The 12963-nt window shown below is 71.0% G+C and carries 12 protein-coding genes; 6 read left to right on the top strand and 6 right to left on the bottom strand.

The genetic code is table 11. The features are described 5' to 3' along the window. The first annotated feature begins 180 nt into the window (after positions 1-180). The 4 genes from ACFWUY_RS04065 to ACFWUY_RS04050 are packed head-to-tail and all read left to right on the top strand — an operon-like array spanning position 181 to position 3697. Positions 181-1146 carry an ABC transporter ATP-binding protein gene (locus ACFWUY_RS04065; RefSeq protein WP_384101937.1) on the top strand — a complete coding sequence of 322 codons (966 nt, stop codon included), beginning with the start codon at positions 181-183 and terminating at the stop codon, positions 1144-1146. Further along, positions 1143-2054, top strand: coding sequence for an ABC transporter permease (locus ACFWUY_RS04060; RefSeq protein WP_384101731.1), 912 nt, complete (start codon positions 1143-1145; stop codon positions 2052-2054). The genes ACFWUY_RS04065 and ACFWUY_RS04060 overlap by 4 nt, the downstream gene beginning before the upstream one ends. Further along, the gene (locus ACFWUY_RS04055) at positions 2051-2962 is read left to right on the top strand and encodes an ABC transporter ATP-binding protein (protein ID WP_384101729.1); all 912 of its coding nucleotides are present in this window, start codon (positions 2051-2053) and stop codon (positions 2960-2962) included. Before ACFWUY_RS04060 ends, ACFWUY_RS04055 begins: the two co-directional genes overlap by 4 nt. 15 nt (positions 2963-2977) lie before the next feature. After that, entirely contained in the window at positions 2978-3697 is a 720-nt protein-coding gene (locus tag ACFWUY_RS04050) for an ABC transporter permease (protein ID WP_384101727.1), read from the top strand. A 91-nt stretch (positions 3698-3788) separates the two neighbouring features. On the opposite strand, the gene ACFWUY_RS04045 is transcribed toward ACFWUY_RS04050, so the two are convergent. Then, entirely contained in the window at positions 3789-5081 is a 1293-nt protein-coding gene (locus ACFWUY_RS04045) for a CynX/NimT family MFS transporter (RefSeq protein ID WP_384101726.1), read from the bottom strand. Further along, positions 5081-5758, bottom strand: coding sequence for a FadR/GntR family transcriptional regulator (locus ACFWUY_RS04040; protein WP_384101724.1), 678 nt, complete (start codon positions 5756-5758; stop codon positions 5081-5083). The genes ACFWUY_RS04045 and ACFWUY_RS04040 overlap by 1 nt, the downstream gene beginning before the upstream one ends. 122 nt (positions 5759-5880) lie before the next feature. Between ACFWUY_RS04040 and lpdA the strand changes: the two genes are divergently transcribed. Together lpdA and ACFWUY_RS04030 are read left to right on the top strand one after the other, a co-directional pair. Further along, on the top strand, positions 5881-7284 hold the full coding sequence (lpdA, locus tag ACFWUY_RS04035; protein WP_384101722.1) for a dihydrolipoyl dehydrogenase: 1404 nt from the start codon (positions 5881-5883) through the stop codon (positions 7282-7284). Between the two features lie 89 nt (positions 7285-7373). Next, on the top strand, positions 7374-7979 hold the full coding sequence (locus tag ACFWUY_RS04030) for a rhomboid-like protein (protein WP_384101720.1): 606 nt from the start codon (positions 7374-7376) through the stop codon (positions 7977-7979). 147 nt (positions 7980-8126) lie between these two features. Here ACFWUY_RS04030 and ACFWUY_RS04025 read toward each other — a convergent pair whose 3' ends face one another. The 4 genes from ACFWUY_RS04025 to efeB all read right to left on the bottom strand — a co-directional run bounded on the left by ACFWUY_RS04025 (position 8127) and on the right by efeB (position 12962). After that, positions 8127-8933, bottom strand: coding sequence for an HAD family hydrolase (locus tag ACFWUY_RS04025; RefSeq protein ID WP_384101718.1), 807 nt, complete (start codon positions 8931-8933; stop codon positions 8127-8129). Then, positions 8930-10219: a serine--tRNA ligase gene (gene serS / locus ACFWUY_RS04020; protein WP_384101716.1), complete on the bottom strand. Its 1290-nt coding sequence runs from the start codon at positions 10217-10219 to the stop codon at positions 8930-8932. The genes ACFWUY_RS04025 and serS overlap by 4 nt, the downstream gene beginning before the upstream one ends. A 484-nt stretch (positions 10220-10703) precedes the next feature. Continuing rightward, entirely contained in the window at positions 10704-11639 is a 936-nt protein-coding gene (gene pheA / locus ACFWUY_RS04015) for a prephenate dehydratase (RefSeq protein ID WP_384101714.1), read from the bottom strand. Between the two features lie 48 nt (positions 11640-11687). Further along, positions 11688-12962: an iron uptake transporter deferrochelatase/peroxidase subunit gene (efeB, locus tag ACFWUY_RS04010; protein WP_384101712.1), complete on the bottom strand. Its 1275-nt coding sequence runs from the start codon at positions 12960-12962 to the stop codon at positions 11688-11690. Between the last annotated feature and the right edge of the window lies 1 nt (position 12963).

The raw sequence follows: 12963 nt of genomic DNA, 5'->3' as shown, positions 1-12963 counted from the left end.
CCGGACGCCGGCCTGTGGAAAACTCCGGCGGCCGCCCCGCGGGAAGACCTGCGGGAAGACCTGTGGAAAAAGACTTTGGTCGCGACGCCCCTACTGGCTTGTACTCCTGTAGTCGGAGAAGGACCGAGCCGTTGGGCTGACGACCGCTGTGGCCCGCGCCACTACCGTCGAAGCGTGACTGTGATCGCGACCGAAAGCCTCAGCAAGCGGTTCCCCCGGGTGACCGCTCTTGACCGGCTCTCCCTGGACATCGGACCCGGTGTGACCGGACTCGTGGGTGCCAACGGAGCCGGCAAGTCCACCATGATCAAGATCCTGCTCGGACTCTCCCCCGCCACGGAGGGCCGCGCCGAGGTCCTGGGCCTGGACGTCAGCACGTCCGGCGCCGAGATCCGTGAGCGCGTGGGATACATGCCCGAGCACGACTGCCTCCCGCCCGACGTCTCGGCCACCGAGTTCGTCGTCCACATGGCGCGCATGTCGGGGCTGCCCCCGACCGCCGCCCGCGAGCGGACCGCCGACACCCTGCGCCACGTGGGTCTCTACGAGGAGCGGTACCGCCCCATGGGCGGCTACTCGACCGGCATGAAGCAGCGGGTGAAGCTCGCCCAGGCGCTGGTCCACGACCCGAGGCTGGTGCTCCTCGACGAGCCGACCAACGGCCTGGACCCGGTCGGCCGGGACGAGATGCTGGGACTGATCCGCCGGGTCTGGACCGACTTCGGCATCTCCGTCCTGGTCACCTCGCACCTGCTCGGCGAGCTGGAGCGCACCTGTGACCACGTCGTCGTCATCGACGGCGGGAAGCTGCTCCGCTCCAGCTCCACCAGCGACTTCACCAGGACCACCACGACGCTCGCGGTCGAGGTCACCGACTCCGACACGCACCCCGACGGCACCACGGCGCTCCGCGCGGCCCTCGTCGCGGCGGGTGTCACGATCCACGCGGGCGTGGAGGAGGGCCTGCCCGGCGCCGGCCACATCCTGCTCCTGGAGGCGCCGGGCGAGGAGACGTACGACCTCGTGCGGGACACCGTCGCCGGCCTCGGCCTCGGTCTCGTCCGCATGGAGCAGCGCCGCCACCACATCGCCGAGGTCTTCCGGTCCGAGGCGTCCCCGCAGCACGAGGAGGTGCCGGCCCGATGAGCACCCAGACCCCCCAGCCCTCCCAGGCCGCTCCGGACACGACGCAGATCCACAACATCGGCTACCGGTCCTACGACGGCCCGCGCCTCGGCCGGGCGTACGCGCGCAGGTCGCTGTTCTCGCAGTCGCTGCGCGGCGCGTACGGCCTGGGCCGCAGCGCCAAGTCCAAGGTGCTGCCGATGCTGCTCTTCGGCGTGATGTGCGTCCCGGCGCTGATCTTCGTCGCGATCGCGGTCTTCACCCAGCAGTCCAAGCTGACGATCGAGTACACGCAGTTCGCGATCTACCTCCAGGTCGTCATCGGCATCTACCTGGCCTCGCAGGCGCCGCAGTCGGTCTCCCGCGACCTCAGGTTCAGGACCGTGCCGCTGTACTTCTCCCGGCCGATCGAGCGCGCGGACTACGTGCTGGCCAAGTTCGGCGCGATGGCGTCGGCACTCTTCATCCTCACGGCCGTCCCGCTGCTGATCATGTGGATCGGCTCGCTGCTCGCCAAGATGGACTTCGCCGAGCAGACCAAGATGTTCGGCCAGGGCCTCGTGTCCGTGGCGCTGCTCTCGCTGCTCTTCGGCGGCATCGGTCTCGTCATGGCGGCCCTCACCCCGCGCCGCGGCTTCGGCGTCGCCGCCGTGATCGGCGTCCTGACCATCTCGTACGGCGCGGTCTCGACGCTCATGGGCATCGCCTACGCCACGGAGAACACGGGCGCCATCGAGTGGCTCGGCCTGTTCTCGCCGATCACCCTCATCGACGGCGTGCAGACCGCCTTCCTGGGCGCACCGCCCATGTTCCCCGAGCTCGGGGGGCCGGGCGCCGGCGTCGGCGTGGTCTATCTGCTGGTCGTCCTCGCGCTGATCGCCGCCTCGTACGGCATCCTGATGCGCCGCTACCGAAAGGTCGGGCTGTGACAACGCTCCACATCGACCACGCCTCCCGCTGGTTCGGAAACGTCGTGGCCGTGAACGACGTCACGATGACGGTGGGCCCGGGTGTCACCGGCCTCCTCGGACCGAACGGCGCCGGGAAGTCCACCCTGATCAACATGATGGGCGGCTTCCTCGACCCCTCCACCGGTTCGGTCACCCTCGACGGGCAGACGATCTGGGGGAGCGAGTCGGTCTACCGCGAGATCGGGGTCGTGCCCGAGCGGGAGGCGATGTACGACTTCCTCACGGGCCGCGAATTCGTCCTGGCGAACGCGGAGTTGCAGGGCCTCGGCGCCAAGGAGGCCCAGCGGGCCCTGGGCACGGTCGAGATGGAGTACGCCCAGGACCGCAAGATCTCCACGTACAGCAAGGGCATGCGGCAGCGCGTGAAGATGGCCTCGGCCCTCGTCCACGAGCCGTCCGTGCTCCTGCTCGACGAGCCGTTCAACGGCATGGACCCGCGCCAGCGCATGCAGCTGATGGACCTGCTGCGGCGGATGGGCGCGGACGGCCGCACGGTCCTGTTCTCCTCGCACATCCTGGAGGAGGTCGAGCAGCTCGCCTCCCACATCGAGGTGATCGTGGCCGGACGGCACGCCGCCTCCGGTGACTTCCGCAAGATCCGCCGGCTGATGACGGACCGGCCGCACCGCTACCTCGTGCGCTCCAGCGACGACCGGGCGCTCGCCGCGGCGCTGATCGCCGACCCGTCCACGGCCGGGATCGAGGTCGACCACGGCGAGGGCGGTCTGCGCGTGCAGGCGGTGGACTTCGGGCGGTTCACGGAGCTGCTGCCCAGGGTCGCGCGGGAGCGGGGGATCCGTCTCCTGACGGTCTCGCCCTCGGACGAGTCCCTCGAATCGGTCTTCTCGTACCTCGTCGCGGCCTGAAAGGAGCCTGACCCGATGTACAACCCCACAGTCGCCCGGCTCACCTACCGGGCCCTCCTCGGCCGCCGCAGGGCCCTGATCCTCTTCCTGCTGCCCGGCATGCTGCTGCTGATCTCGGCGGCGGTGCGCGCCTTCAGCGGCGTGGACGACCAGGTCGCGGCCGATGTCCTCGGCGGCTTCGCGCTCGCCACGATGGTCCCGCTGATCGGCGTGATCGCCGGCACGGGAGCGATCGGCCCGGAGATCGACGACGGCTCGATCGTCTACCTGCTGTCCAAGCCGGTGAAGCGCTCCTCGATCATCTTCACCAAGCTGATCGTGGCGATCGCGGTCACCATGGTCTTCTCCGCGGTGCCGACGCTCATCGCCGGATTCATCCTCAACGGCAACGGCCAGCAGGTGGCCGTGGCCTACACGGTGGCGGCGCTCGTGGCCTCCATCGCGTACAGCGCGCTGTTCCTGCTGCTCGGCACGATCAGTCGGCACGCGGTGGTCATCGGTCTGGTCTACGCCCTGGTGTGGGAGACCCTCTTCGGCTCCCTGATCGCGGGCGCCCGGACCCTGAGCGTGCAGCAGTGGGCGCTGGCCCTCGCGCAGAAGGTCACCGGCGACGGCCTGATCACCTCCGACGTCGGGCTCCCGACGGCGGTGGCGCTCCTCGCGGGCGTCACGGTCGCGGCGACCTGGTTCGCCGGTCACAAGCTCAACAGACTGACCCTGGCGGGCGAGGAGTAGCAGCGGGGGAAACACCGATGCGGTACGGCTCCGCGGGTCGTCGCCCCCTCTCCGGGAGGCCCTCCCGGAGCCGTACCGCCACCCCCGACCCTCAGACCGTGCGCTCCCGGGCCGCCAGCAGGCCCGAGGCGAGGGCCACCGCGCAGACGCCCAGGACCAGGGCGATCGGCAGGGTCCAGGAGCCGGTGGCCTGGTGCAGGGCGCCGGCGGCCAGGGGGCCCACCGCGCCGAGCAGATAGCCGACCGCCTGGGCCATCCCGGACAGCGCGGACGCGGTCACCGCGTCCCCCGAGCGCAGCACGATCAGGGTCAGGGCGAGGCCCAGCGCACCGCCCTGGCCGACGCCGAGGACACCCGACCAGAGCCAGGCGCCCCCGACCGGCGCGACGAGCAGGCCGACGTATCCGGCCGCGACCAGCGCCGTGACCAGCACGATCAGCGGACGCTGACTCCGCATCCGGCCGGCGAACAGCGGCACCGCGAAGGCGCCCACGATCTGCGTGAGGGTGTTGAAGGCGAAGAGCAGCCCGGCCGTGGAGCGGCTCATCCCGTGGTCGGTGAAGATCGTCGGCATCCAGGCGATCAGCACGTACGTCCAGGTCGACTGCATGCCCATGAAAAGGGTCACCTGCCAGGCCAGCGGCGAGCGCCAGACGCTCACCGGGCGGGCGCCGGCGGCAGGGACGGCCCGTACCTCGCGGCCCGTGCGCCCCCGGGCGATCACCACCTGCGGCAGCCAGGCCACCGCCGCCGCCACGGCGAGCAGCGACCAGACGCCGAGCGAGGCCTCCCAGCCGCCGCCGAGGGCCTCCTCCAGCGGCACCGCGGCCGCCGCCGCCACCGTCGCCCCGGCGATCATCGCGCCCGTGTAGACGGAGGTCATCGCCGCGGCGCGGTCCGGGAAGTCACGCTTGATCAGGCCGGGCATGAGCACGTTGAGCAGGGCGATCGACGTGCCGACGAGGACGCCGCCGCCGTACAGCGCGTACGCGGACGGCAGTACGCGCGCGAGGATGCCGACGCCGAGCAGGAGCAGTGCCGCGAACAGCACGCGCTCGACGCCGAACCGGCGCCCCAGCCACGGCGCGAACAGCGCGCCCACGCCGAGGAACAGCACGGGCACCGAGGTCACGAGCGAGGAGGCCGTCGCGGAGAGCCCGAAGGCCTCGGACATCTCGCCGACCAGGGGAGCCACGCTCGCCAGGGCGACCCGCATGTTCAGGGAGGCGAGCACGATCCCGGTGAGGAGCAGCGCCGGACGGGCGAACAGGGCCCGGCGGCCCACCGCCCCCGGGGCCGGGACCAGACTCCCGGCCCCGGCGAGCACCGCCGCCGACGCACCGGAATCAGCCACCGAGCCCGCCGCAGGCGTCTCCGCAGTCATCAGGAGCGCCCCGTCAGCGCCGCGACCGTCTCCATCGGCACCCGCAGCAGCTCGCGGGCCTGCCGCTCCGCCGCGTCCGGGTCGGCCGCCTCGATCGCGGCCACCAGCGCCTGGTGGGCGTCGATGTCGACCGGCGGCATCTCCCGGTCGCCGAGGGCCTCCACGAGGACCTCGTGGACCTGGGCGGAGAAGAACCGGTACACCTCGACGAAGGCCGCGTTGTGCGTGGCGCCGACGACGGCCAGGTGGAAGGCGAGGTCCGCGTCCGCGTCCCGGTCGCCCTCCTCCCGCAGACCGGTCAGGGCCGCCCGCAGCCGAAGCAGGTCGTGGGTGTCCCGTCGTGCCGCCGCGAGCCTGGCGGCCTCGGCCTCCAGGGCGACGCGGAGTTCGAGGACGTCGGCCGCGCCGGCGTGCCGGACCCCGCGCAGGACGGCCGCCGGATCGGCGGTCGACCTGACGAAGGTGCCGTTGCCCTGCCGGGACTCCAGGAGGCCCGCGTGGACGAGGACCCGGACCGCCTCGCGGACGGTGTTGCGGCCCACTCCGAGCTGCTGCGCGAGCTCGTGCTCGGTCGGGATGCGGTCGCCGACCGCCCACTCGCCGTCCGCGAGCTGCGTCCGCAGCTGCTCCACCACGGTGTCCACCAGCGAGGTCCGCCCCGCCGCCCTGAGTGCCATGCCGCCCCGCCCCTTCAGTCGCCCGGTTGCCCGGTCATCCTACAACTGACCGCGCTGTGAACACCGGACTACTGTGGGCCCGTACGCGGACCGAACACCCTCACCACCCTCGGGAGTCAGTCATGTCAGACCGCTTCGACGTCGTCGTACTCGGAGCTGGCCCCGGCGGCTACGTCGCCGCCATCCGCGCCGCCCAGCTGGGCAAGCGGGTCGCGGTCGTCGAGGAGAAGTACTGGGGCGGTGTCTGCCTGAACGTCGGCTGCATCCCCACCAAGGCGCTGCTGCGCAACGCCGAACTCGCCCACATCTTCAACCACGAGGCGAAGACCTTCGGCATCAAGGTCGACGGCACCGTCACCTTCGACTACGGCGACGCCTACCGCCGCAGCCGCACGGTCGCGGACGGCCGCGTCAAGGGCGTCCACTTCCTGATGAAGAAGAACAAGATCACCGAGTTCACCGGCCGGGGCACCTTCCTCGACGCGAACACCCTCCAGGTGGCCAAGGCCGACGGCACCTCGGAGACGATCACCTTCGACAACTGCGTCATCGCCACCGGCGCCACCCCGCGGCTGCTTCCGGGCACCGCCCGCAGCGAGCGCGTCGTGTCGTACGAGGAGCAGATCCTCGCCGAGGACGCCCCGAAGTCGATCGTCATCGCGGGCGCCGGCGCCATCGGCATCGAGTTCGCGTACGTTCTCAACAACTACGGCACCAAGGTCACGATCGTCGAGTTCCTCGACCGGATCGCCCCGCTGGAGGACGAGGAGGTCTCCAAGGAGCTGGCGAAGCAGTACCGCAAGCTCGGCATCGACGTCCTCACCTCCACCCGCGTCGAGACCATCGACGAGTCCGGCCCGCAGGTCCGCGTCACCGTCACCGGCAAGGACGGTGCGAGCAAGGTCCTGGAGGCCGACAAGGTCCTCCAGGCCATCGGCTTCGCCCCGAACGTCACCGGCTACGGCCTGGAGAACACCGGCGTCGCCCTGACCGAGCGCGGCGCGATCGACGTCGACGGCCGCTGCCGCACCTCCGTGCCGCACATCTACGCCATCGGTGACGTCACCGCGAAGCTGATGCTCGCGCACACCGCGGAGGCCATGGGCGTCATCGCCGCCGAGACCATCGGGGACGCCGAGACCATGGAGCTCGACTACCCCATGATCCCGCGCGCGACCTACTGCCAGCCGCAGATCGCGAGCTTCGGCTGGACCGAGGCGCAGGCCCGCGAGAAGGGCTTCGACGTCAAGGTCGCCAAGTTCCCCTTCGTGGCGAACGGCAAGGCGCACGGTCTCGGCGACGCCACCGGCTTCGTCAAGATCATCGCGGACGGGACGCACGGCGAGATCATCGGCGCCCACCTGATCGGCCCCGACGTCACCGAGCTGCTGCCCGAGCTGACCCTGGCCCAGCAGTGGGACCTCACCGTCCACGAGGTCGCCCGGAACGTCCACGCGCACCCGACCCTCGGTGAGGCCGTGAAGGAAGCGATCCACGGCATCGCCGGACACATGATCAATTTCTGAGGTCCCTCCCGGCTCCGGGTGATAGGCACTGAGAGGTGCCGAGCGAAAACCTCCCGGGTGGCGAACCGTCCCGACCGATCAGGTCGTGGGTGCGTTCGTCACCCGGTACGCATCTGTGGCTGGCGGTCATCGCGATCACCGGCCTCGTCATCGCGCTGTCCCCCGAGGGCCTCGACGCCTCTCTCCTGCACCGCAGCAGCAGCAATCTCCACGAGCTGTCGCACCACCCGCTGCGCGCCCTGCTCGGCAGCGCGTTCTGGATCGAGAACCCCGCCGACCTCCTGCTGTACGCGGCGCTCTTCGAGCTGATCCACGCGCCCGTCGAGCGCTGGCTCGGTACCCCGGGATGGCTGCTCACCGTCGCCACGGCCCATGTCGTGGCGACCCTCGTCAGCCAGCAGGTCGTCCTGGTCGCCATCCGCCACCACGACGTGCCGCGCAGCATGGCGCACGTCGTCGACATCGGCGTCAGCTACGGCCTCGCCGCTTCCGTCGGCATCCTCACCTACCGGCTGGCCCGGCCCTGGCGTTGGTTCTACCTCGCGGGAGCGGTCGCCTTCTTCCTCGCACCGCTCGCCGCCGACCGCACGTACACCGCCCTCGGGCACGCGATCTCGCTGGCGACCGGACTCGCCTGTCACCCGCTGACCCGCGGAAAACCGGTCGCCCCCGAACAGGGGCCCGGAGCACACTAGTCGTGCGGGGGAAACGGGGGATCTCCCGGGACGGCCGCTTCGAGCGCGCGGGCCCAGGTCCGCGCGAGGCCGTGCACGCGAAGGCCCGCTCCCTCAAGGGGAGCGGGCCTTCGTACGCTTCCTTCGTACGCTTGTCAGGAGGCCGGCTCAGGCGGACAGCAGGCGCTCCAGGACGAGCGCGATGCCGTCCTCCTCGTTCGAGGCCGTCACCTCGTCCGCCACCGCCCGCAGCTCCATGTGCGCGTTGCCCATGGCCACGCCGTGGGCCGCCCAGCCGAACATCGGGATGTCGTTCGGCATGTCGCCGAAGGCGATCGTCTCCGCGGCCTTCACGCCGAGCCGGCGCGCCGCGAGCGAGAGCCCGGTCGCCTTGCTGAGGCCGAGCGGGAGGATCTCCACGATGCCGGGCCCGGCCATGACGACGTCCACGAGCCCGCCGACCGTCTCGCGGGCGGCCCGGGTCAGCTCGTCGTCCGACAGCTCCGGGTGCTGGATGTACAGCTTGGTCAGCGGCGCCGCCCACAGCTCCGCCGGATCCTCGTACGGGACGTACGGCAGCGGCCCCTCGTGGGCCCGGTAGCCGGGACCCATCAGGACCGCGCCCTCCAGACCGTCGCGGCTCGCGGCCAGCGCCAGCGGGCCCACCTCCGCCTCGATCTTGGAGAGCGCGAGCCCCGCGAGCTGCCGGTCCAGGGTCAGCGAGGTGAGCAGCCGGTGCTCACCCGCGTGGTAGACCTGCGCGCCCTGCCCGCACACCGCGATCCCGTCGTAGCCGAGGTCGTCCAGGATGTGCCGGGTCCAGGGCACCGCCCGGCCGGTGACGACGATGTGCGCGGCGCCCGCCGCCGTGACGGCGGCGAGCGCGTCCCGCGTACGGTCCGAGATGGACTCGTCGGCCCGCAGCAGCGTGCCGTCGAGGTCCGTCGCGACCAGGCGGTAGGGGAAGGAGCTCACTTGGCGATCGGCTCCAGGACCTCACGGCCGCCGAGGTAGGGCCGCAGGATCTCCGGCACCCGCACCGAGCCGTCGGCCAGCTGGTGGTTCTCCAGGATCGCCACGATCGTGCGCGGTACGGCGCACAGCGTGCCGTTCAGGGTGGCCAGCGGCTGCACGGTCTTCTTGCCGCCCTGCTCGTCGCGCATCCGGACGGAGAGGCGGCGGGCCTGGAAGCTGTCGCAGTTCGAGGCCGAGGTCAGCTCGCGGTACTTGCCCTGGGTCGGGATCCACGCCTCGCAGTCGAACTTGCGGGAGGCGGAGGAACCGAGGTCACCGGTGGCGACGTCGATGACCTGGAACGGGAGCTCCAGGGCGGTCAGCCACTGCTTCTCCCAGTCCAGGAGCCGCTTGTGCTCGTTCTCCGCGTCCTCGGGCGCGACGTACGAGAACATCTCGACCTTGTCGAACTGGTGGACGCGGAAGATGCCCCGGGTGTCCTTGCCGTACGTGCCGGCCTCGCGGCGGAAGCAGGGCGAGAAGCCCGCGTACCGCAGCGGCAGCTTGTCGGCGTCGATGATCTCGTCCATGTGGTACGCCGCGAGGGGCACCTCGGACGTGCCGACGAGGTAGTAGTCGTCCTTCTCCAGGTGGTACACGTTCTCCGCGGCCTGGCCGAGGAATCCGGTGCCCTCCATGGCGCGCGGACGGACGAGCGCCGGGGTCAGCATGGGGATGAAGCCGGCCTCGGTGGCCTGCGCGATCGCCGCGTTGACCAGGGCGAGCTCCAGGAGGGCGCCGACGCCGGTCAGGTAGTAGAAGCGCGAGCCGGAGACCTTGGCGCCCCGCTCCACGTCGATGGCGCCGAGCGCCTCGCCGAGCTCCAGGTGGTCCTTGGGCTCGAAGCCCTCGGCCGCGAAGTCCCGGATGGTGCCGTGCGTCTCCAGGACGACGAAGTCCTCCTCGCCGCCCACGGGCACGTCCGTGTGGACGATGTTCCCGAGCTGGAGCAGGAGCCGCTTGGCCGTCTCGTCGGCCTCGTTCTGCTCGGCCTCGGCGGCCTTGACGTCGGTCTTGAGCTGCTCGGCCTTCTGGAGGAGCTCGGCGCGCTCCTCGGGCGTGGCCCTGGGGATCAGCTTGCCGAGCGCCTTCTGCTCGGATCGGAGCTCGTCGAAGCGGACGCCGGACGACCTGCGCCGCTCATCGGCGGAGAGCAGGGCGTCGACGAGCGCGACGTCCTCTCCACGGGCGCGCTGGGAGGCGCGAACACGGTCGGGGTCCTCACGGAGCAGGCGAAGGTCAATCACCCCACCAGGCTACCGGTGCCCGTTCGCCCGGCCCCACCGGATAACCTCACGCGTGTTGTTTTGCCCGAATTGAGGCCGGGGGAATGTGCGAGGCCGGGTCCGCGCATTCAGTTATCCACAGGCTGTGCGAAAGATCTGTGGACTACGGGGGAGAGCGTGGGGATTTCCCGCTCGGCGCCTGCGAATTCCGTGATCAAACGCCATTCAGCCACTCATTTGGGTGGGAAATGCTCGCTCCAACGAGTGGTGGAGTGGGGGGTGCTGACGCCGACGCCGTTCCGGATGTGTGGACAGGTGGAGTGCGAACGGGAATGACTAGGCCGATTTGTCGACCTTGTCGGCGCGGGCTGTCGACTTGTCCCCAGGTTATGAAGAGTCCCTGTGGATAACTGCTGTGGGTAACTGAAAAGTGCGCAGGTAGGACTAGTGGCTCGTACCTGTGGACGACCGATCCCGGCGTCGGAAGCGGTCCGGCGCCATCGGGTCAGGCCCGACCGTCCTGGGCCCTCGCCAGCCAGTCGGAGGCCGCCATGAACTCCCCGTCCGATGTACCGCGCCGCAGCGCCCGCACGTCCTCGGCCGCCACACCCGCCCTCGGGTACGAGCCGAGGAAGCGCACCTGGGGGCAGATCCGCTTGAGCCCCATCAGCGCCTCGCCCACCCGCCGGTCCGAGATATGGCCCTCGGCGTCCACGGCGAAGCAGTAGTTCCCGATCCCCGCCCCCGTCGGCCGGGACTGGATCAGCATCAGGTTCACCCCGCGCACCGCGAACTCCTGGAGCAGTTCGAGGAGGGCACCCGGATGATCGTCACCCAGCCACAGCACCACCGAGGTCTTGTCCGCGCCCGTCGGGGCCGCGGGCCGGGCCGGCCGGCCCACCAGCACGAACCGGGTCTCGGCGTTCTCCGCGTCGTGGATCTCGGTGACCAGCGCCTCGAGGCCGTACGTCGCCGCCGCGAACTCCCCGGCGAAGGCGGCGTCGAAGCGGCCCTCCTGCACCAGCCGGGCCCCGTCCGCGTTGGAGGCGGCCGACTCCCACAGCGCCTCGGGCAGGTTGGCCCGCATCCAGTTCCGGACCTGCGGCTGCGCCACCGGGTGGCCCGTCACCGTCTTGATGTCCGACAGCTTGGTCCCCGGCCGCACGAGCAGCGCGAAGGCGATCGGAAGGAGCACCTCGCGGTAGATCATCAGCGGCTCGCCCGAGGCCAGCTCGTCCAGGGTCGCCGTCACCCCGCCCTCGACCGAGTTCTCGATCGGCACGAGCGCGGCGGCGGCCTCCCCGTTCCGAACGGCGTCGAGTGCGGCCGGGACCGAGACCATGGGGACGAGTTCCCTCGTCGCGGCCTCGGGCAGCGTACGCAGCGCGGCCTCCGTGAAGGTGCCCTCGGGGCCGAGATACGTGTACCGGGTGGCGGACATACCGTCACCCTAATGGGCTCCGGCGGCGCCGGTCGCCCGCCCGGGGCGTCACGATTCCAGGAGCCGCTGCCCCACGTACTCGCCCTCGGCGGGACCACCAGGGACGGCGAAGAGACCGCTCGCCTCGTGGCGGATGAACGCCGACAGGGCGTCGCCCCGATCGAGCTTGCGCTGCACCGGGACGAAGCCCCGCAGCGGATCGGCCTGCCAGCAGACGAAGAGGAGACCGGCGTCCGGTGTCCCGTCGGGGCCGATGCCGTCGTGGAAGGAGAACGGCCTGCGCAGCATGGCCGCACCGCCGTTCTGTTCGGGGGCGGAGATCCGGGAGTGCGCGTTGTCAGGGATGACCGTCTTCCCGTCCGGACCGAGCTTGTCCAGATCGAGCTCGGTGGTCTCCGTGCCACCGGTGAGCGGGGCGCCGTCGGACTTCCGGCGCCCGATCACCTTCTCCTGCCGGTCGAGCGGCAGCTTCTCCCAGTCGTCGAGCAGCATCCGGATCCGGCGCACCACCGCGTACGATCCGCCGGCCATCCACTCCTGCGCGCCGCCGGCCCCGGCCGGGACGAAGATCCGCCGGTCGAAGTCGGGGTCGGTCACCTTCGGGTTGCCCGTGCCGTCGACCTGGCCCATCAGATTGCGCGCGGTCATCGGCTTCGCGGTGGCACCGGCCGAGCGGTTGAAGCCGTTCATCTGCCAGCGCACCCGGGCCGCGTCGCCCGCGTCCTTCTGGAGCGCGCGCAGCGCGTGGAAGGCGACGAGGGCGTCGTCGGCACCGATCTGCACCCACAGATCACCCTCCGAGCGCCGGGGATCCAGAGCGTCGGAGGAGAAGGCGGGCAGCGGGTCGAGCTGGCCGGGGCGGCGCGCGGTGAGACCGGTGCGGTCGAAGAACGTGCGGCCGAAACCGAAGGTGACCGTGAGGGAGGAGGGGCCCGCGTCGAGCGCGATACCGGTGTCCACGGCCGGGGCCTCGCCCGACATCAGTACCTTCGCCGTCGCCGACCAGCGGCGCAGCAGAGCGACGGCCTCCTTGCGCCCGGCGCCCGGCGCGAGGTCGAAGGCGATCAGATGCCCCCGGGACTGGAGGGGGGTGGTGATGCCGGCCTGATGTTTCCCGTGAAACATCACCTCGGTCGAACCGACCGTGGTCAGCGCGGCGGCGGTACCACCGGCTCCGCCGACGGTGGCGGTGTCCTCGCCCGACACGGCCGCGGTGACTCCGACGCCACCGGCCGCGCCGATGACGAGACCGGCCGCGCCCGCCGCGCCGACGGTTCCGAGCAGTCGTCGCCGGGAGATCTCAAGGTTGTCGTTCTCGGTCACG

The organism is Streptomyces sp. NPDC058664 (assembly GCF_042716635.1).
In the GTDB taxonomy this organism is placed as follows: domain Bacteria; phylum Actinomycetota; class Actinomycetes; order Streptomycetales; family Streptomycetaceae; genus Streptomyces.
This window is presented reverse-complemented; position numbering and strand designations above follow the sequence as displayed.